The following is a 20,546-nucleotide window of genomic DNA, read 5'->3' as shown; positions in this document are numbered from 1 at the left end:
TTTCTTTCCTTCTTTCTTATCTTCTTCCGATCTCAGTATCAGACTCGCGTACGACACTGTTTTTCTTGATATAATCTACGATCAGATCTACGGTAGTGAATGCCAGTCCTACATAGGTATCGGCTGCGCCGTAGTAGATCGCGATTTTTCCGGTCTCTGCATCGTGAATGGTTGCGCATGGGAAGGTTACGTTCGGAACGAAGCCTCTCTCCTCATACCACTCTTCCGGTGTCAGAAGGAAGTTCTGGCAGCGGTATTTTACGATGGACGGATTCTCTTTGTCGAGGATCGCGCCGCCGATGCTGTATACATAGCCGTTGCAGGTGCCGCTTACGCCGTGGTAGAACAGCAGCCATCCTTCATTGGTCTCAATCGGAGCTGCGCCGCCGCCGATCTTTAAGGACTCCCACCACTCCGGGCTCTTACTCATCACATGGCGGTGTTTGCCCCAGTACAGCATGTCCGGGCTCTCGGACAGGAAGATATCGCCGAACGGTGTATGGCCGCTGTCGCTTGGACGGGACAGCATCACGAAGTTGCCGTTGATTTTTCTCGGGAAGAGAACGGCATTTCTGTTGAACGGAAGGAATGGATTCTCCACACGTACGAAGGTTTCAAAATCTTTCGTTTTTGCCATTCCGATGGCTGCGCCGTAGAAATCCTGGCACCAGATGATGTAGTAGGTATCTTCTACTTTTACAAGACGCGGGTCATATGCGTAAACCGGCATGAACGGTTTGCCTTCTTCGTCAACGAACTGGATTTTGTTCTCATCGAAATTCCAGTGGATCGCATCTTTGCTTCTTCCAAGGTAGATGTACGGGATTCCGTTTGTCTGCTCTCCGCGGAATACTCCGATGAACTCGTCGCCGTACGGCATAACGGCGCTGTTGAAGATTCTAGCTACTTCCTTCACCGGATTTCTTCCGATGATCGGGTTCTCGCTGTATCTCCATACCGGTGCACCGGAAAACTCAGCCGGGCCTTCCTGCCATGGCATATTTTTGACAGCATCTCCAATAATTTTAACTTCGCTCATTTTTTGAAACCTCCATGAAAAATATTGTTTGTTTATGAGTTGTACTTTGTTTTTTAAGTTTCTGTTAGTGGACAGAATCTTGTTTTTTAATTCTTTTTTCTCCGAACCGCTGCGTTTTATCACCCTCACGCCCAGTCCTTTAGCTTAATTTTAACATATATAGTTAATTTTTCAACCGGAAATTACTTAAAAAATAAGTTCTGTTAGACACTGTCAATTTTTAAGTGACTTTGTTATGTAATATGTACAAAAACGGGGCATTTTGAAAATGCCCCGTTTCTTAATTTAAAATTCAGTTATAAAAATCAAAGCTTTACGCTCTCCTTCGGCACCAGCTGTCCGGAGACAATTTCCATATTTTTGCCGGATGCCGCGCCGCGGATCTGCTTCAGTGCTTTTTCGAGCGCTACTTTTACCATCGCCTTCGTATTGATCTCATACGAAGTGATCTTGAGATCCGGGAATCCCGGATACAGGTAATTGTCGAAGCCGACAACGGAAACGTCCTCCGGCACGGAGATGCCGCGTTTTTCCAGTTCGAGCATCAGAAGGCCGGCGGTCAGGTCGCAGTTGCAGACGAACGCTTCCGGCATTTCTTCCGGGAGCTGGATCTCGATCTGGCCTCTCTCGTCGCGGTCCTCCAGAATCCATTCCTTCGGCGTCACATCGCAGTGCTCCAGAACGGCTTTCGAAAAACCGCAGTAACGGTCCATGATACTGCTCGAAAAGTGAATCGAACCGACAAAAGCCAGCTTGGTCAGACCATGCTCATACAGGTATTCCGTCATCAGATACATTCCGTGAAAGTTATCTGCGATCACGGCATCTTTTGCCAGCTCATTGTCGTAGAAATCCAGAAATACGATCGGAAGATCCACGTTTTTCTTCAGATAGTGGATGTAATCGCGGCTCGTGTCTCCCATCAGGATCAGCGCATCGACGGTCTGCTCCCTGGCAATGCACGGCACGATCATCTCATCTTCCATCTCCTGTTTCAGGATTTCCACAGTCACCATACAGCTCTTTTCCGTCGCTGCCAGTGCCATTTCCTGATACATTTTCCAGTAAAACGTCGTATACTCTGCCAGATACCGCTCCGGAATCACAACACCGATGCAGCGCATGCTTTTTCCCTGCGCATTTCTCGCTCCGCTTCCCGGCTGGCGGTATCCCATTTCCTTTGCAATTTCCAGAATCCGGGCGCGCATCTCATCGCTGACCCCTTTCTGTCCTGTAATCGCGTTATGCACGGTGACGGCGCTGACGCCCGCCACCTTTGCAATATCTGCCAATCTTACTTTTGCCATATATGTTACTCCTTAGTCCACTGCAATAAAGTGATACAGTCTGCTGACAAAATCGCCCCAGAAATCTTTCATTCTAAAGCCGGCATTCATCAGCATCTCGCCGCTGTAAACCTCATCGGTTCCTTCCAGAAGGTATTTTTTCGCCGGATCGAAGCCGCGCAGGCGTACCTTGCGTGACGGCATATTTGCCTGTGCCAGCACCTGTACGTAGGTTACAAGCACTTCGTTTTTATCCTCAGAAGCTACTGCCCAGCAGTCGGATCTGTGGTTTTCACGGTAGGAAAGAATACGATAATACTCTCCCTCGCGGATCAGTTCATGATATTTGTGATACATCGCGGTCTGCTCCGGAATCAGTTTGCTCTCCTCCTCCGGCAGCTTTGTGATATCGAGCTCATAGCCAAATGTTCCAGCCAGTGCCACATGGCCTCTCGTTGTGAATGGAGTCACACGGCCGACGGTGTGGTTCGGGCATACGCTGACGTGTGCACCCATTGCGCAGAGCGGGTAAATGAGGGCGGTTCCCTCCTGGATTTCCAGACGCTCGATCGCATCGGTGTCATCGGAGCACCAGATCTGCGGGCTGTAGTAGAGCATTCCCGGGTCAAAACGCGCACCGCCGCCGGAGCAGTTCTCCAGAAGCAGATCCGGGAACTCCTGCACCAGACGCTCCTGCATCGCGTACATGCCGAGCACATAGCGGTGGAACAGCTCCTGCTGAGAATCCTCATCAAGATAGGTGCTGCCGAGGTCGCTTAACTGACGGTTCATATCCCATTTTACGTATTTGATGTTTGCACTGCGCAGGATTTTTGCCACGCTCTCATATGCGTAATCCTGTACTTCCGGGCGGGAGAGATCCAGCACGTACTGGCAGCGGCTCTCGGTCGCTTCTCTTCCCGGAATCTGGATCGCCCATTCCGGGTGCTCTTTGTAGAGGTTGGAATCCGGGGAGATCATCTCCGGCTCAAACCAGATACCGAACTCCAGACCGATTTCATTGACTTTGTCGACCAGGTTCTTCAGGCCGCCTTTAATCTTCTCTTCGTTGATAACCCAGTCACCGAGGGAAGAATCGTCTTTATTTCGTTTTCCGAACCATCCGTCATCCATAACCAGCATCTCGATGCCGTCTTTTTTCGCTTCTCTTGCGATATCGAGAAGTTTGTCGGTATCGAAATCAAAGTACGTTGCCTCCCAGTTGTTGATCAGAATCGGGCGTTTTTTGTGGTTATACGGGCTGCGGATCAGGTGTCTGCGGTAAAATGCATGGTAGGAACGCGTCATTTCGCCAAGTCCCTCTGCGGAGTAAACCATAACGACCTCCGGTGCCTGGAACTCGTCGCCGGCTTTTAAGTTCCAGCAGAACTCATCCGGGTTGATACCCATCACCATGCGGACGGTGTCGAACTGGCATCTCTCGACCTGGCCGATGAAGTTGCCGGAGTATACGAAATGCATCGCATAAACCTCGCCGCGCTCCTGATCGGTTCCCGGTGTCACCATAGCCACGAACGGGTGCTCCTGATGGCTGGACTCGCCTTTTCCGGAGGAAACGAGCTGTTTTCCGTAGCGGAGTGCCCCCTGCTGGATGTGGCGTTCTCTTGCCCAGGATCCGTGAAGGGAGATCATCTCGAAGTCTTCGTTGTCCATGTCAAGGCAGGCACTGTAGATTTTCTCTACTTTCAGTTTTTCGCTGCCCTCATTCTTCACGCGGACGCTTCTGGTGATGACATTCTCTTTTGCAAAAACAGAGTAGGAAAGAACAACAACGAGTCCGAGGATCGGATCTTTGCAGGTGATTTCCAGTGTCTCAACTTCCTCTTCGGTTCCGAAAGAAGCCGGAAGACCTTCCATTTTGCGTTTGCCTTTGAAGATCTCATAGGAATCAAAATGGATTTCGCATCCCATGCGTCCCTGTGCATTTCTCACGTTCAGGCAGCTCTCCCGGTAATCACCGATTCCGCCGGTCGGATACTCCATCGGGAAACGGTCGAGGAAAGAAGATTTTTCTCTCTTGTTGACGGACGGGGTGAACGGCGGCTCGTCCATGCGGAGCGGGTACAGATCCGGCTCTCCGTGCAGAAGCGGTCCGTAGTAAACGTGTCCGACGTAGCCTTCCGGACTCAGACCGATCACATACGTCGTTTTCTCTGTATTTAACTGAAAAAGCTTTTTGTCATCATAATATAAAATCGCCATTTTCTTCTCCTTATCTGAAGGCAGCCGCCATCCGCCGCGCCGATTTTCTGCCAAAAAAGCCCCCGCCCGCCGGGCTGAGGCCTTTTTTGTTTCTATATCACACAGCGTTTAAGCAGTTACCATTGCATTTTTTAATTTTTCCAGTTTCCTGGCTGCATCTTCGAGGGATGTGCCTTTTACGCCGAAATAAAATTTGATCTTCGGCTCGGTACCGGATGGGCGTACGCAGCACCATGCGTTATTTTCCAGCTCATAGTAAAGAACGTTGGAGGACGGAAGTCCGGTTGCGCTCTTCCCGCCGCTTACGAGATCCACTCGTACGTCTGCTTTGTAATCGCGTACGGCAAGAACTTTGAAGCCGCCCAGCTCTTTCGGCGGGTTCTCGCGGAAGTTGGTCATCATGGTCTGGATCTCTTTTGCACCGTCGATACCTTTTAAGGTCATCGTTGCAAGACCCTCTTTGTAGTAGCCGTACTCTTCGTACATATCCACCATGGCATCCCACAGTGTCTTGCCCTGCTGTTTGTAGTATGCAGCAACCTCGCACAGCATCATAACTGCCACGCAGGCATCTTTGTCTCTTGCATATGTTCCAGCCAGGCAGCCGTAGCTCTCCTCCAGGCCGAAGACATAGTTGTGTGCACCGCTCTGCTCAAAGAACTTGATCTGCTCGCCGATGTATTTGAATCCGGTCAGAACTTCGATCAGTGCCACGTTGTAGGCTTTTGCGATTGCTTTTGCCATATCTGTGGTAACGATCGTCTCAACGAGAGCCGGGTTCTCCGGCATGGTTCCGTTCTTGGTGCGCTCGCGCAGGATGTACTCTGCGATCAGCATACCGGACATATTTCCGGTGAAGCTTACGTACTCGCCGGTCTTGCTGTCTTTTGCATAAACGCCGAGACGATCTGCGTCAGGGTCAGTTGCAAGGATGATGTCAGCGTCTACTTCTTTTGCCAGTTTCAGCGCCAGTGTCCATGCTTTCTCGTCTTCCGGGTTCGGGTAAGCCACCGTCGGGAAGTTTCCGTCCGGCACTTTCTGCTCTTTTACAACGTAAACCTGATTAAAGCCAAGCTCGCGCAGAACGCGGCGTACCGGCACATTTCCGGTTCCGTGAAGCGGTGTGTAGACGATCTTCATATCTTTTGCCGCATCTTTGATGATTTCCGGATGAATGCTCTGCTCTTTTAATTTTGCAACGTAACGGTCGTCAAAATCGGTTCCGATGACCTGGAACAGACCCTCTGCTCTCGCATCGTCCTCTTCCATCGTTTTCACAGCAGAAAGCTCAGTTACTTTTGCAACCTCTGCGAGAATGTTTTTGTCGTGCGGCGGTGTAATCTGTGCGCCGTCCTCCCAGTATACTTTGTATCCGTTGTACTCTCTCGGGTTGTGGCTTGCGGTAATGACGATACCGGAAATACAGCCGAATTCACGGACAGCAAAAGAAAGCTCCGGTGTCGGACGCAGGGACTCGAACAGATACGTTTTGATTCCGTTTGCATTCAGGCAGAGTGCTGCTTCGCGTGCGAATTCCGGAGACATTCTTCTGGAATCGTGTGCGATGGCTACGCCTTTTTCCTGTCCGTTCTGGGAAATGATGTAGTTGGCAAGGCCCTGGGTTGCCTGGCGTACGGTGTAGATGTTCATGCGGTTGGTACCCGCTCCGATGACACCGCGGAGTCCGCCGGTACCGAACTCAAGCTGACGGTAAAAACGGTCTTCGATTTCTGCCTCATTTCCTTCGAGTGCTTTCAGCTCTTCTCTGGATGCCTCATCAAAATATGGATCATTGCACCATTTTTCATATACTTCTCTGTAACTCATGTTTGTTATCCTCCCTGTCTGTTGTACTTTATTTAACTTAAGACAGCAGACTTTTTTCTGGATTTAAGCTCGTTTCATTACAGCTTAAAGTTACCATTTATTTAGTCTGCTGTCAACTTAAAAATTAATTTATTTTTTCTAATTCTCTTGGTTCCTGATAAAGCTCTTTTAAATCACTGAGAACCTGTACTTTTCCTTTGCGGTCTGCGGTGTAGAAGCGGTAGGCAATCTGTTTCGTCATCATCTTCGCCTCTTCATACGGGAGGCACGGAAGCAGAAACAGATACTGGTCCGGGCTGTATTTTGTGACAGCCGTTCCGGCCGGCAGCACCCGTCCGAGAACCGTCTCCATCTTTTCCATTCCATCGTTCAGCAGTATGCGCTCCGTATCCTCTGCGGTTTCCTCCGGAATATGGAGTGTCACAAGACAGAGCCACTCGGTAAAGCCAAGTGTTCCGACCCGCTGGGATTCCATTCGGTAAATCTGCTGGAATACGCCATATTCACAGAACAGTACTCCGCTCTTCTCTTCCCCTTCGGTATCCGCATCCATCTCTTCCTGGATCGTCTCGATATCGCTTCCGCTGATGTGTCCCTGTTTCATCAGCTCCGCAAAAAGGCCGCGCAGCTCTTTGGACGGGCGGATGCCCATGCGGCTGTAGAGATAGCTCTCTGCCTCCTGGCAGTATTTCATGGCCTCGGCAGTTTTGCCCTGATGCATCAGTGCGCGGACAAGACGGCAGTAAACCGTTTCCTCCTGCGGATCCATGCGGACGGCGCGTCTGCAGATTTCCTCGAGTTTTTCATACGCTCTGCGGTGCTCCAGGCTTTTCGTCAGTTCCATGACAGCCTTCATATAGCAGGCATGATCCTCTCTTAACCGGACTTCCATCCAGTACTGGCTGACAACCCCGTTTAAGAATCTTCCGTTGCAGCCAAGAATCGCCTGCTCCCGCAGAAAGTCTTTATCCTCCTGTTTCTCTGCGCGCTCCGCGCGGCGGCACAGACTGAAGAAAACTTCTTCATCGACTTCCACCGCAATCTCCGGATTCCACTGGTAATAGCCGCGTCCGGTAAGAATAAAGTCCTCGACCGGCCATACCTTCCGCAGCGTTCCGCGCAGACGGTACATCATATTTTTCAGTGCTCCGTACGGATTTTCACTCTCCTCATCCGTCCAGAGTGCTTCGGTTAACTGTTCCAGTGTTACGATATGGTTTTTGTTACAGATCATATAAACCAGCAGCTTTGTGATCATCGGGGAATGAATCGCTTCCTCGTTGAGGCAGCGTGTTTCATCGTACATGCGGAATCTTCCAAGCAGCTGTACGCGAATCATAAAACATCGTCTCCTTCTAAGAACTCAAGCTCTTTTTCGGTCTGAATTGCCGGCAGTGCACTGTATTTCAGATTCTTTGCCCAGCCTTTTCTCTCCTCGGAGAATCGCTCGCTGATTCTCTTGTAGACGAGTTCGCATCCTCTCTGGCTGCCGCCCTGCAGCAGAATCACATACTGGGACGGGCTGTATTTTGCAAAGAAATCGGAATGACGCAGGCTGCGTTTCATGACCTCAAGCAGCTTTTCGGACATACGGTCAAGGCGCGGACCGCCTTTTGCCGGGTAACCTTTTCCGTCTGTAATGGTGCACAGCATCAGCCACGGCATCTGTCCGTTCAGCTCGGACATACGGTAAACAAGTCGGTAGCAGTCACGGAATCCGGCGAGGGAACAGAAGAATGCTCCGCCCTTTTCTCCCGGGCTCTCCTGAAGATCTGCCTGTACCTCTTCGATCACGCGGTGTCTGCTGCCCATGCGGCTTCCCAGATAGCGGTACTGCTCCACCAGTTTCTCGCTCGGTGTAACGCCAAGCTCTTCAAAGTAATGTTTCGAGGTCTGCTCGTACAGTTTCATGGCCTCTTTGTATCTCTCCAGGCCGATCAGCGCCTGCATCTGGACTGCCTGCCACTCGTCGAACGGATACAGTTCGGAAGCAACAGAAGTCAGCTTCTGCAGCTCATCGAACTCCTCGTTTTTCAGAAGATACTCACTTACTTCTTTCAGTGCATCGGAATATACTTTTTTCAGCTGCGCGCGCTCCGCCTGTACCCACTCTTCCTCGCCGAAATCTGCAAGGAACTCTCCGGTGTACAGCTCCAGCGCTTCGATCATCTGATCCATGCGCGCTTTCTCGTCTGTCTCTTTTCCTGCTTCCAGGATCTTATTTTTGATATCAATCGCATCTACCTCGACCGGCATCGGGCTGATCCAGTGGTAAACGCCTTTCTGGGTGTAAATGTACTCGAACTGTGGAAGTCCTGCCTCAACAAGGCTTCTTTTCAGGCGATGTACGCCGACACGCAGGCTGTTTGCCGCATCCGCCACATCTTCTCTTCCGTATGTGCTCTCCAGCAGTCTTCCTCTGGAAATTCCATTGTCCTTGTTATAGAGGAAAATCTGCAGAAGTCTCATCGATTTTGTTGCCATTGTTTTCCGGAAGGAAATCGGCTGGTCGCCGTACTCCAGGAAAAAACTTCCCATCATGTGTACTTTTAAAAGCGGTAACTGTTCTGTTTGGTTTTTCATTTCTTCGTTCATACTAACTCCTGCATTGCCTGTTGTGCTCTAATCTCTGTTGTCGGTTGCGCTGCGCTCCGCAATCGGCTGCGGTAACGGGCCGGCGGTTCCCTGTTCGTTCATTTCAAAAACAATTACGGACGCCGGATCTCTGTTTTCTATTTTACATCATTTTAATCAAAAATCCTACTATAAAATGTATAAAATATTAATTTTAACACCGAAAAATTCCTGTTTTTTCTTTCTTTATCTTGTTATCTTTTTGTCAATCCGGTCTCATCCGTAAATTGCCCGCATGATTTTAGCCATCAGCCGCCCTGCAGGCGCCGAGAGCACCAGTATTACAGCAAGAGATACCATGCCGCACCCGAGCAGTGCGCGGTTCACAAGTCCCCGTGCTGAGCAGAGTCCGAGGCAGAATCCCTTCTTCCAGGGCCAGAACAGCTTTTCCGGTTTCCGGTTGAAAAAATCGAGCACCAGATGGGACAGAAAGCCAACGGCAAAATAAGCGGACGCATCCGGGTAGATGATGTCCACGCACGCCGTCAGCAATGCCAGCGCCGCAAATGAATGCATGAAGGAGCGGTGCGGCTGCTGTTTCCCATAGGCGCAGATCAGCAAAAATGCTGCCGTTCCGGCGAGGAGACGCAGCACGCTGCTGTCGCTTGTGAGGCGGCGGTAAATTCCAAGATTCAGTTTATACTCCGCAAGAATTGTGAGCACCGCAGCTGCAACTGTTGCCGTAATGATCTTATCGGCATCGCGGTGCGCCTGTGAAGTGCCGACATCAATGTCACTGATCAAACCGCCGATCGCGGCCGCCCCGGCACCCGTCACCAGCGCGGGAACCGTCTGCGGCTGTAAAACAGCAAGTGCCGCTGCTGTTCCAATAAAAAAATGTGTTCTTCCAAGCATTTGTCTGTTTTTCCTTTCGTAAAATTTCCTTTATCATAGCACATTCCCGCCTTTTTATGCAACCATTTGTTCGATTCTTTTACGACCGTATGGTCTTATCAGAATCAAAAAAGAACCTCCTGCGACCGTTCATCACCGCAGGAGGTTCTCCTCTGTTTCTGCCTTTATTCCATACTATTTCCAGGTTATCTTATTTCACGTTTTTCCCTTCATCGTATGAATTTTCATTTGATCTCTATTACTCATTTGAGCTATACTCTTATGCTTCATACACCAATTCACCAGCAAGATACGTCCGGCACACCGGAATATCTTTGATGGTGCTCTCATCCACCTCAAACGGATTCTGACCCAGTACGACGAAGTCTGCCATCATGCCTTCTGCGATCTGGCCTTTCACGTTCTCCTCGAAACTTGCCTCGGCGCTGCGGATCGTGTAACTGTCGAGTGCTTCCTGTACAGTGAATTTCTGATCCGGCAGGTACGGGCCGACGTGGTCACGCAGCGTTGTTCTTGTGACAGCGCACTGCATGCAGGCGAGGGCATCCGGCAGCTCTACCGGGCAGTCGGTTCCGTTGCTGACGGAGACGCCGTTGTTCATCAGCGTCTTCCAGCTGTAGCTTGTGCTCGCAAGCTCTTTGCCGACGCGCTCCTCTACGATATGGTTATCGTAATCGAGGAAGATGCTCTGTGCGTAAACGTGAAGATGCATTTTCGCGATTTTTTCAAGCTGATCGGCTCTTGTGATCTGGCAGTGCACGATGCCGTGGCGGTGATCTTCTCTCGGGTTTTCAGCAAGGGCTTTTTCATAGGCACTTAACACGCGGTCGAGGCACGCATCACCGATCGTGTGAACTGCAGCCTGCATGCCGTGTGCATTGGCGTAGCCGATCATCTCATCCATGGTTTCCTGGGTGAATACCGGGATTCCGCAGGTGGACGGGTCGTCTGCGTATGGGCGGCTGAGGAATGCTGTTCTCGCACCGAGAGCGCCGTCGCCGAGCATTTTCAGCGGTCCGATTTTAAAGCGGTCTGTGCCGACGCCGGTCACATTTCCAGCTTCTACGAAACCTTTTAAGGATTCCAGATCGGTAAAGTTGCTCTGCTCGTAAACGCGGACGGTCAGCTCGCCGGACTCCTCGAGTTCTTTGTATGCTTCGTTGACGGTCTGCCACGGAACGGCGCGGTAAACGCAGTAATCATCACTCTGGCTGCTGGTGACGCCGTAGCTGTTCAGGGCTTTGCAGGCGCTGCGGATCATATCTTTGATTTCCTCTTTGCTCGGCACCGGAATGCTGTCGTAAACCGGTTCCATTGCATTGTCGAAGAATCTTCCGTCCGGCTCACCGTTTTCCATACCGATCTCTCCGCCCTCCGGCTGCGGGGTATCTGCGGTGACGCCGAGGAGTTCCAGCGCTTTGCTGTTGACTACGAGGCAGTGGCCGCACGCTCTCGTCGCGCAGATCGGAACCTCGGTTGATACGCGGTCAAGATCGTAGCGGTTCGGCATACGGTCCACGTCTGTGAAATAATCCTGATTCCAGCCGCGGCCCATCAGCCATGCGCCGTCTTTTCGCGGATGCTCTTTCTGGAAGGTGTCGAGGCAGGCGAGCATATCTTCCAGGCTTTCGGTATGTGCGGCAAGCTGCGCTTTCAGCAGGGAGCCTCCGTAATTTAAAAGGTGCATATGGCTGTCGTTAAAACCGCTGCAGACGAATTTTCCGCCGAGGTCTACAACTTTGTCGCCGGCTGCTGCAAGGGCATCTGCCTCTGCGCTGCTTCCGGCGAAAGCAAATTTGCCGTCTTCTACTGCAAACGCTTCGACAAGCGGCAGTTTTCCGGTGTAGACAGCTCCGTTTTTGTAAATTGTTTTCATATCATTATCCTCCTACTGTCATCTAAATTTGATTCTATTCTTTTCTGCCCATTTGCGCAATATACAAATTCAGACACGCCATTCTCATGCGTGTCTGGATTCGCTTTTGAATATCTTTTATTTTGTTTTCTCTTCGTAGAACAGGCAGGCGTTCTTGTCTACCTTGCCCTTGCCGAAGTTTCTTGCCTTATAGTCTTTCAGCAGTTTGAAATACTGGTTCGAGAGAATCAGGATCACTGCTACGTTGACGAAAGTCGGGATCGCAGATGTGATATCAACGACAGTCCAGATAAAGCCCTGGTTGTTGGTCTTTACCAGATAGATCGTCCACAGTACGCCCGGCAGAGCGCGGACTGCGTAGAATACTTTCATGACGATATCTTTCATCTTGCCTTCTTTTTTATACAGATGCTCCAGAATTGCCAGATAGTAGGTGAACCATCCGCCGGAAGTCGTTACAGTGAAGATGACCATGATGACTGCCAGAAGGATGCTTCCAAATTTGCCGAATCCGCTTGCAAATGCACTTAAAGCAAGTGTTCCGCCGTTCGTTCCGTCGGTCCAGTTTCCGCTTAAGATAACGGAAAGTGCGGTGATCGTACAGATAACCATGGTATCAAAGAATACCTCGAAAGATCCCCACAGACCCTGCTCTACCGGATGCGGTGTTTTTGCGGAAGCATGGATCATTGGAGAAGTACCCCATCCAGCCTCATTGGAGTATACGGAACGCGCCATACCCACACGGATAATCTCGCTGACTGCGCAGCCGGCAAAACCGCCGATCGCTGCTGTTCCGGTAAATGCGTTTGTTACGATGGCTGCAAATACGCCAGGAACGCGGTTGATGTTGATGATGATCATGCCAATTCCCATCAGGATGTAGAGAACGCTCATAAATGGAACGAGCTTGCTGAACAGACTTGCGATTTTTTTCGTACCGCCGCTTGTAACGACATAGGTCAGAATGCAGAGCAGAACGCCCATCACAATAACGCCGTCTACTTTGAAGCTTCCAAGATTGATATTCTCAATACCGAACGCACCGGCTACGACCTGAGATGCGGTCAGGTTGGAAGAGGTTACGAAGAAGGTGGAGAAAATACCAATGCCGAAGATGATCGCCGGGATCAGCCACAGCTTGCCCCAGTGGCGCTCCTCGCCAAGTCCGCACTCCATGTAGTAAGTCGGACCGCCGTAGTACTCACCTTTTTCGTTGGTGTGACGGTAGTAGCAGCCGAGGGTAACCTCAACCTGTTTCAGGATCATGCCGAGCAGGGAAGAAAGCCACATCCACATGATGGCTCCCGGGCCGCCTGCTGCGACTGCGGTTGCAACACCGGCGATGTTTCCAAATCCTACGGTACCGCCGATGGCAGTTGAAATTGCTTCGAACGAGGAAAGCATACCCTCTCCTTCGCTTGTCTTGTCTTCTTTCTGGAACAGTTTTCCGCCGGTTCTCTTCATGATCCAGCCAAAGTGACGGAACTGGAAAAATCCAGAACGAACGGTGAAGTACAGGCCGGTCAGAATCATCAGCGCGATCAGCGGCACGCCCCAAAGGACACCGTCCAGCCAGTTAAGAAATGCTATCATGTCAAAATCCTCCCTTTTTTCTTTTCCGGCAACAGTTTTCTTCAGACGTATCCTGTAACACCCGTTTCGTCTTTCGTTCTCCAACCAAACAGATTTCCACCCCCGGAACCTTTTGTCACGGTTCCAACTGCAGTACAATAAAAAGAGCAGCGGTCTTCACCACTGCTCCATTAAATCTACGTTCATGAAGCAATAGCTCCTCCACCAGTACGGTGAGAGTGCACAGCCTGTTCGACTGTACCCCAACGCAGACAGTTTTTCGGGAACTGCCCCGTTTCGGCGAATGCTCCTTTCCCTGCCCGTCCCAGACCCCGTTGTCTCAGGACAGCTACTCTTAGCCTTCGCGCCTCTATTGCCGAATATGTATATTGACAGGTATTATCATATGTTTCTTTTCGCCACTTGTCAATCGTTTTTGCGACATTATTTTACAAAAATTTTATATTTTCGAAATTTGTCCCGATTTATTTGACTTTCTTGTCTCCCTCTGACGGCTTCAGCTGGTTGAATTCCCACAGACGCTCCTGTCTGCTGTAGGATCTAAATAAGTATCCCTTCCAGATGATCCATCTCATGCTGGCAGATCTGGGCTGGCCAGCCGGTGAATTTCTGGCGTTGTTTTTTCCAGTTCCAGTCGTAGTATTCGATTTCGATGTTCTGGTACCGCTTTGTTTTCCGCACGCCTGACAGGGAGAGGCAGCCTTCTTCTGTTTCGTAGGGGTCGCTTTTGCGGACGATCACCGGGTTGAACATGATGATGTCGCGGAATCCGGCGTTTACGATGATGATGCGTTTTTTCACGCCGATCATATTTGCCGCCATGCCGACGCATGCCTCGCGGTTTGCTGCCAGTGTGTCCTGCAGATCTCTTCCCACCTGCAGATCTTCCTCTGTCGCCGGAATGGATTTCTGTCCGAGGAAGAGAACGTCTCTCATAATTGGTTTTACCATTTGTGTTTCCTTTCTCTTTCGGCCTTAAAGGCCGAAATCGTTTCATTTTCTATTTGAATCCGCATATCGCACGATGTGCATCCGATCACGGTTTTTCCGCCTTCCTGCTCCAGTCGTTCTACTTTTCCGCCGCAGAACGGACAGATCCAGTCAATCTGTTTTCCGGTTTTGACGGCCTGCATCATGTTGACGAATTTTGTCGTATCTACTTTTTTCGAATCACAGTTCTGCGTCCAGTCACCGGACAGTGCTTTTCGCAATTCGCCGTTTTCATTCAGAATGACGGTATCGCCCTCCTCGATGTTCCGGTCATACAGCATCTGATCCTCCTGGCGGATGCGCGATTCGTTACCGTTTTCATCCTGTAACACAACAACTGCCATGACAGGCTCATCGGCGCTGCGTTCCTCGCAGCCGAAATCAACGTCTTCGTCGATCCGCACTACCTGATATTTCATTTAAAAATCCCCCTTACTCTGCTATCGTAAAAATCACAACCCGCTCCCGGCTGTCCCCGCCCGGGAAGAGATCCATGCAGTCGATCTCATCGAGAAATTCCAGTTCCGGCACGGTCATCAGATACGAGATATAGGCATCCGACGGGTAATAGAAAAACAACTGGATCTCCCGCGGATTTTCATAGTACGATTCCAGCAGCCTTGCCATTGCTTTTCTTAGGATTTCGAGTGAAAACGGGTTAAAAAAATACACCCGGTCCACTTCCGCAGGGACGGGAAAATTTTCGGCGCTTTCCAGCACAAATTCCGTCCGCGCACCGGAGGCCGCCGCTTTTTTATTTTCCACCGCCTTCGCATAAATCCGGTCATCATACTCCACACCGATGGACCGGCACCGCGTCTGCGCCGATAAGAAGAAATCTACGCGGCCCTTTCCGCATCCGTAATCAAGCAGCGTATTTCCCTTTCGGATCATCCCTGTATTTGCCATCCGCTCCAGCACGCAGTACGGAGTCGGCTCATACGGATACCGGTACAGATCCGACCGGCTGTCATCCCGCCCCATTGTGTGGATCTGCAGCAGCTTGTCCCAGCGGTTTTCGTTTTTATCCTCTCTCATCATCCGTCTCCCGATACTGTTTGAATAACTCCAGATACTCCTGTTCCACCGTAGCAAACGGCCGCACCGCGTAGTCCAGCGTGATGTGAAGTTTCGGCGCATCCCCCTCCTGCGGCTCCTCCAGCAGATTCGTCAGATCGTACCACAGCAGATCATTGTCGATCTGTTTCATCATCCGCTGCTCCTCCGCCGTCAGATCACTGCCAAGATATTTTTCGTAAATCACCGAAAGCAGATGGTCCTCGATCTCGCGGTACCGCGGCATTTCCTGTTTTAATGGCCGCGGCACATCCGACATGTAGCACTCGCTCGCGTCATGCAGAAGGCACGCCAGCACCAGCCGCCGGGAATAGCCACGCGCGGCAGCCTCTTTCGCACAGCAGATGCAGTGCTCTCCCACTGACCAAAACGTCGTCACATGGCCGTTTCCGCGGCAGATCATCGGCAGCGCATGCGCAAAATCTTCCACACAGAGCAGCCCCGGATCAGGATGTACGGGATCGAAGTGTTTTCTTGTATACGTCGTTATCGTACTCATTCTTTCACCTCGCTGTACGGCTTTACTGCCGGCTGTCCCGCGTGCGGCTCGCCGATGATTTTTTCCATCCAGACCATATCGTACCAGCGGTCGAATTTATAGCCGCAGTTATGGAAGGTTCCCACGAGTTCGAATCCGAGATGCGCATGGAACTCGGCGCTGTTTTTCGTCAGATATTCATCCTCGACCTGCGGATAGCCGATGCAGGCGTAGAGGTTCAGAATGCCCATTTTTTTCAGGCGGTCCGCCAGCTCTTCATACAGTCTCCGGCCAAGGCCTCCTTTTCTTGCATTGGGATCGAGATAAATAGTCAGCTCGCTCGACCAGTCGTATGCGGCGCGGCCGACAAAGGCATGTGCGTATGCATAACCTTCGATTTTTCCATCCCGCTCGATGACGAGGTATGGATATTTTTTCATGATATCACGCATGCGGTTCTCAAATTCTTCCAGAGACGGCACGTCCCACTCGAAAGAAATGACGGTGTGTTCTACATAGTAAGCATAAATCTCCAGAATGCGTGCGGCATCCTCTATTTTTGCATCTCTGACAGTAATTGTACTCATAATAAACTCCTTCTCTGACCGTACTGCTTGCGTCTTCTGAACTTTATCTTATCACTCCGCTGAAAAATGGACAACATGATTTCCAGATTTCCTTTTTTGCATTATTTTCGGGGATTGCTATAAATTTTTCTGTGCTCTTTGCTGTCTTTCCTGTATAATAAAAGAAACAAGACGGATCACTATTTTTCTTCTTACTGAAAGAAAGGAACATGCCTATGAAAATTTTAAATCTCGAAAACGAAAACCGGAAATTCACCAAATCCATCGAAAATTTCCACGTCATGGAATATCTCCAGGATTCCAGCGTCTCGCCGATGACTGCCATGGAGGAGTATTACATGAGCAAAATGAATGTGCGCCGCCGCCAGGTTGTCATTGAACTGGACAAGGAGCACTCCGCGATTATCCAGTCCGGTGCGATGCAGTGGATGGGCGGCCATGTACAGGCAACCGCCGGAATCAAAGGGATCGGCGACCTGTTCGGAAAGGCCATCAAAGGCGCCATGACAAAGGAATCTGCCGTAAAACCGGAGTACGTCGGCGACGGATATCTCGTGCTTGAACCGACCTACAAATACATCATTCTTATGGATGTCGAGAAATGGGGCTCCTCCGGAATGACGATTGAGGACGGCATGTTCCTCGCCTGCGACGGCAGAGTCAAAAACAAACTGACCGCCCGCAAGAGTATTTCCTCCGCTGTCCTCGGCGGTGAAGGCTTCTTCAATCTGAGCCTCGTCGGCAGAGGCGCCGTTGCCCTCGAAAGCAACGTACCTGAGGACGAACTGATCGAAGTCGAACTCGAAAACGACGAACTGAAAATCGATGGAAACCTCGCTGTCTGCTGGTCCTCCAACCTCGATTTCACCGTAGAACGCTCCACCAAAACCCTCGTCGGCTCCGCCGTCAGCGGCGAAGGCCTCGTCAACGTCTACCGCGGAACCGGCCGCGTCCTCATGAGCCCAGTCGCCCCGACAGACTCCCTGCTGACTGCAACCAACACGACCCAGGCGAACCCCTCTGTGAAGAACAACCTTCCGCCGGAAAATTAAATTCGAATCCTCTCCGCCCCTATGCCTGATACGCATAGAAAAAAGTCAAATTAAACCTCGTTTTTGATTGACACTTTCTTCAAAGCATGTTAGCGTAAAATACGCACTTATCTTTACATTCTTAAGAAAAACCATACGATAAAATACATGTTCTGGAGAAAATGATGAATAGAATAAACTGGACTGAACTGAAACCGCAGATTCAGCAGGTCGGGCGATTAAGTCTGCCTGCGATTCTTACACAGATTACTACGATTGCGATGCAATACATTGATTCCGCGATGGTCGGCGCGCTTGGGGCGAATGCTTCGGCGGCGATCGGGCTGGTTTCTTCGACGACATGGCTCCTCAGCGGTACGATTTATGCGGTTTCAGCCGGTTTTTCTGTTCAGGTGGCGCATCAGATCGGGGGAAATCATGATAAGAAGGCGAGAGATGTTGTGCGGCATGGCATCGCGTCCGCGCTTGTTGTGTCGGCTGTTTTGTGCCTGATCGGGCTTCTGATCAGTCACCCGCTGCCGGGGTGGCTCGGCGGTGCGCAGGAGATCCGGCGGAATGCCACGCTCTATTTTATGATGTTCGCCGTCATGCTTCCGTTTTCCCAGCTCAACTCGCTGATGTCGTCCTTCCTGCAGTGCAGCGGCGATATGGTGACGCCCAGCATTTTAAATGCCGTCATGTGCGTACTCGATATCATTTTCAATGCTCTTTTGATTCCGGTTTTCGGTGTCATGGGTGCCGGTATGGGAACGATGCTGGCCTGTGCCGTCATCAGCCTCACGGGGGCATGGTTCTGCTGTGTCCGCAATCCGCGGCTGCGTCTCCGCCGGAATGAAAAAACGGTTTTCGATGTGAAAATTCTGAAAACTGCATTCAAAATCGGTGTGCCGGTTGCTGTGCAGGAAATCGCAATGAACAGTGCCATGGTTGCTGCCACCATGCTGATCGCCCCGCTTGGCTCCATCGCGATAGCGGCCAATTCGTTTGCCGTTACCGCTGAAGGATTATGCTACATGCCGGGCTACGGCATCGGCTCCGCCGCGACAACGCTCGTCGGCAGAAGCTACGGCGCCGGAAATTATAAGCTGGCGAAACGCTACGGCAATATCTGCATTGCCATGGGCGCAGTCCTGATGGCCATCACTGGAGGTCTGATGATGATCTTCTGTCCGTTCGTCTTCGGCATTCTGACTCCTGACCCGCAGGTCCGCTCGCTTGCCGCCGAGGTGCTCCGCATCGAACTGCTCGCCGAGCCGTTTTTCGGCGCTTCCATCGTTGCCTCCGGCGCCCTCCGTGGAACGGGCGATACGTTTGTGCCGAGCCTTCTGAACCTTGGCAGCATCTGGGTCATCCGCCTCGGTCTCGCGGTGCTTCTCATCACCCCGCTCGGCCTGCGCGGCATGTGGATCGCCATGGCCATCGAACTCTGCATCCGCGGACTGCTGCTGCTTTACCGCCAGCATACATCGAAATATTATAAAATATCATAAACGCCATATAAAAAAACGAGCGGGGATTGAATATATCCCCGCCGTTTTCTGTAATCTTTTTTTATTTCTCTGGAAAATCGTATCGTGCAATCTCACAGTTTTTCACACCAAATGCCGCATATTCTTCATTCGTCATATCGTGAAAATACGACTGCACGACACGCGCAATGCCGTTGTGTGCGACGGGAATATACGTTTTTTCATCGGATTCTTCCCGAATTTCATCCAGCAGATTATAGATTCTCTGCGCCAGCCGCGGCTCCGGCCGCGCCGGGATGCCGGTCATCTCGGAAATATGTTTCGCGGTGTCTGCCGCAATGAACTGTTTTTAAAAACTCCATTTCCACCAGATGAATCTTCTTTAATTCATTTTCAATTTTTAAACGTCTCAACCTCCACAACCCGGTCTTTCCCTTTCGTTCCCCAGATCATCAGATGGGCCTTATATTCCACTGAATCCCGCGCATAAAAGAATGGCTCCTCGCGCAGCAATGATGCGCGTTTTCCTTCGGCTTCCAGTGTCTTTTTCCGTTTCATTGCCTGCTCCTGGATTTTTCGGATCTGGGTTCCTTCTTCGCCGGCGAAGCGTCGTTTCGGATAATTCTGTGCTTCGCGGGCCAGTTTTTTCTCCAGGAGATCCACCACTTTCGCGTGACGGCTTGTGTGCAGCAGTTTTGCGATCTGTTTTGCGAGGAGTTTTCCCTGCCATTTTTCATAAAGTGCAAGATACCGCAGCAGTGTTTTGTCGCCTGCTTCCGCCGCCAGTGCTTTCATTTCTGCGATTGCCTCTTCCATTGCTTCCCACCACGGGCACGACGGCACGAGATACTGGTCCGGCACAGCCGGGTAGCAGCAGAAATTGAGCGGCGGGAAATTGGCCAGCGATGCCAGATGCATTTCTTCCTCGGTGCAGAACGCCTCGCCGAGGTATTCCCGCTTGTCCCGCAGGATCGCGATGCGGAACTCAATCTGCCGCAGATACTCGTATCCGTCCACCCAGAAATGACCCGTTTTTCCGTAATCAAACAGATGCACTTCCAGTGAAAGGCGGCTGAAAAACAGCGTGCACACCGTCTCTCCCTGCCGCACAATCAGAACGTACTGCTCCCCGTCTTTTTCCAGTACGGCATCTATTTCTCCCTCGTATTCCTTCTGATACGTTCCCGTCAGCTCCGCGTCATGAAAAACGAGAAAGCTCTCTGCCGCATCGTTCATCAGATAGACAAGCCAGATCTCCTTTTCTCCTCCCCCGTACCGCTCACCCGGAAGCAGCAGCTCGAACTGCCCCTGCGAAAGAAGCACATCCAGCCTTTCCAGTTCCTCGGTCCATGTAATATTTTCTGCAATTTCCATTCCGTGATTTTCCCCTGTTTTCTTTTACTTCCTATGATACACCTTGACACTCCCCACAGCTAAAGCAGGGGGATTCTTGTTTCTACCACTACTGCATTGACGAATACTTTACGGTACTGCAATGTCTTACACAGTGTCCACAAGCTATGTTTATCCTGTTCCCGTATGCCCTACGGTACAGCT

The 20,546-nt window shown here is 50.9% G+C and carries 17 protein-coding genes, 1 pseudogene and 1 riboswitch; of the genes and pseudogenes, 2 read left to right on the top strand and 16 right to left on the bottom strand.

Going from position 1 to position 20,546, the window contains the following annotated elements:
• Nucleotides 1-16: 16 nt before the first annotated feature.
• The 14 genes from ACY2VT_RS07410 to ACY2VT_RS07345 form a co-directional block, all read right to left on the bottom strand.
• Nucleotides 17-1,039: a glycoside hydrolase family 130 protein gene (locus ACY2VT_RS07410; protein ID WP_117510535.1), complete on the bottom strand. Its 1,023-nt coding sequence runs from the start codon at nucleotides 1,037-1,039 to the stop codon at nucleotides 17-19.
• Nucleotides 1,040-1,344: 305 nt separating this feature from the next.
• The gene (locus ACY2VT_RS07405) at nucleotides 1,345-2,346 is read right to left on the bottom strand and encodes a substrate-binding domain-containing protein (RefSeq protein WP_461874957.1); all 1,002 of its coding nucleotides are present in this window, start codon (nucleotides 2,344-2,346) and stop codon (nucleotides 1,345-1,347) included.
• A 12-nt stretch (nucleotides 2,347-2,358) separates the two neighbouring features.
• Nucleotides 2,359-4,548, bottom strand: a complete 2,190-nt coding sequence (locus ACY2VT_RS07400; protein WP_461879446.1) for an alpha-galactosidase — start codon at nucleotides 4,546-4,548, stop codon at nucleotides 2,359-2,361.
• A gap of 108 nt (nucleotides 4,549-4,656) precedes the next feature.
• Complete coding sequence (locus tag ACY2VT_RS07395; RefSeq protein WP_461879445.1) at nucleotides 4,657-6,375, bottom strand: phospho-sugar mutase; 1,719 nt, start codon at nucleotides 6,373-6,375, stop codon at nucleotides 4,657-4,659.
• Nucleotides 6,376-6,499: 124 nt separating this feature from the next.
• Nucleotides 6,500-7,714, bottom strand: a complete 1,215-nt coding sequence (locus tag ACY2VT_RS07390) for an AfsR/SARP family transcriptional regulator (protein ID WP_461879444.1) — start codon at nucleotides 7,712-7,714, stop codon at nucleotides 6,500-6,502.
• Nucleotides 7,711-8,970: an AfsR/SARP family transcriptional regulator gene (locus ACY2VT_RS07385; protein ID WP_461879443.1), complete on the bottom strand. Its 1,260-nt coding sequence runs from the start codon at nucleotides 8,968-8,970 to the stop codon at nucleotides 7,711-7,713. The genes ACY2VT_RS07390 and ACY2VT_RS07385 overlap by 4 nt, the downstream gene beginning before the upstream one ends.
• A 255-nt stretch (nucleotides 8,971-9,225) precedes the next feature.
• Complete coding sequence (locus ACY2VT_RS07380; protein WP_461879442.1) at nucleotides 9,226-9,864, bottom strand: metal-dependent hydrolase; 639 nt, start codon at nucleotides 9,862-9,864, stop codon at nucleotides 9,226-9,228.
• 259 nt (nucleotides 9,865-10,123) lie between these two features.
• Nucleotides 10,124-11,740, bottom strand: a complete 1,617-nt coding sequence (locus ACY2VT_RS07375; protein WP_461879441.1) for an amidohydrolase — start codon at nucleotides 11,738-11,740, stop codon at nucleotides 10,124-10,126.
• A 117-nt stretch (nucleotides 11,741-11,857) separates the two neighbouring features.
• The gene (locus ACY2VT_RS07370; RefSeq protein ID WP_461879440.1) at nucleotides 11,858-13,336 is read right to left on the bottom strand and encodes an alanine/glycine:cation symporter family protein; all 1,479 of its coding nucleotides are present in this window, start codon (nucleotides 13,334-13,336) and stop codon (nucleotides 11,858-11,860) included.
• Nucleotides 13,337-13,521: 185 nt separating this feature from the next.
• A riboswitch (Lysine riboswitch) is annotated at nucleotides 13,522-13,696 on the bottom strand.
• Between the two features lie 180 nt (nucleotides 13,697-13,876).
• Nucleotides 13,877-14,287, bottom strand: coding sequence for a peptide deformylase (locus ACY2VT_RS07365; protein WP_461874965.1), 411 nt, complete (start codon nucleotides 14,285-14,287; stop codon nucleotides 13,877-13,879).
• Nucleotides 14,281-14,745 carry a hypothetical protein gene (locus tag ACY2VT_RS07360; protein WP_461879439.1) on the bottom strand — a complete coding sequence of 155 codons (465 nt, stop codon included), beginning with the start codon at nucleotides 14,743-14,745 and terminating at the stop codon, nucleotides 14,281-14,283. Before ACY2VT_RS07360 ends, ACY2VT_RS07365 begins: the two co-directional genes overlap by 7 nt.
• A gap of 13 nt (nucleotides 14,746-14,758) precedes the next feature.
• The gene (locus tag ACY2VT_RS07355) at nucleotides 14,759-15,364 is read right to left on the bottom strand and encodes a class I SAM-dependent methyltransferase (protein ID WP_118700222.1); all 606 of its coding nucleotides are present in this window, start codon (nucleotides 15,362-15,364) and stop codon (nucleotides 14,759-14,761) included.
• The gene (locus ACY2VT_RS07350; protein ID WP_461879438.1) at nucleotides 15,351-15,902 is read right to left on the bottom strand and encodes a hypothetical protein; all 552 of its coding nucleotides are present in this window, start codon (nucleotides 15,900-15,902) and stop codon (nucleotides 15,351-15,353) included. Before ACY2VT_RS07350 ends, ACY2VT_RS07355 begins: the two co-directional genes overlap by 14 nt.
• Nucleotides 15,899-16,468 carry a GNAT family N-acetyltransferase gene (locus ACY2VT_RS07345; protein WP_461879437.1) on the bottom strand — a complete coding sequence of 190 codons (570 nt, stop codon included), beginning with the start codon at nucleotides 16,466-16,468 and terminating at the stop codon, nucleotides 15,899-15,901. The genes ACY2VT_RS07350 and ACY2VT_RS07345 overlap by 4 nt, the downstream gene beginning before the upstream one ends.
• Nucleotides 16,469-16,683: 215 nt before the next feature.
• Between ACY2VT_RS07345 and ACY2VT_RS07340 the strand changes: the two genes are divergently transcribed.
• Entirely contained in the window at nucleotides 16,684-17,520 is an 837-nt protein-coding gene (locus ACY2VT_RS07340; protein ID WP_461879436.1) for an AIM24 family protein, read from the top strand.
• Nucleotides 17,521-17,681: 161 nt separating this feature from the next.
• Entirely contained in the window at nucleotides 17,682-19,010 is a 1,329-nt protein-coding gene (locus tag ACY2VT_RS07335; protein WP_461879435.1) for an MATE family efflux transporter, read from the top strand.
• A 61-nt stretch (nucleotides 19,011-19,071) separates the two neighbouring features.
• Here ACY2VT_RS07335 and ACY2VT_RS07330 read toward each other — a convergent pair.
• Both ACY2VT_RS07330 and ACY2VT_RS07325 read right to left on the bottom strand, forming a co-directional pair.
• Nucleotides 19,072-19,326, bottom strand: a pseudogene (locus tag ACY2VT_RS07330) (histidine phosphatase family protein); the annotation flags it as partial.
• Nucleotides 19,327-19,382: 56 nt separating this feature from the next.
• Entirely contained in the window at nucleotides 19,383-20,363 is a 981-nt protein-coding gene (locus ACY2VT_RS07325) for a DUF3878 family protein (protein ID WP_461879434.1), read from the bottom strand.
• Nucleotides 20,364-20,546 lie beyond the last annotated feature (183 nt).

Origin of the sequence: Fusicatenibacter sp. (assembly GCF_050872605.1) — a bacterium.
Taxonomy (GTDB): Bacteria; Bacillota; Clostridia; order Lachnospirales; family Lachnospiraceae; genus Fusicatenibacter.
Note: the sequence above shows the minus strand (reverse complement) of the source record. Positions and strands in the feature narration are given on the sequence as shown.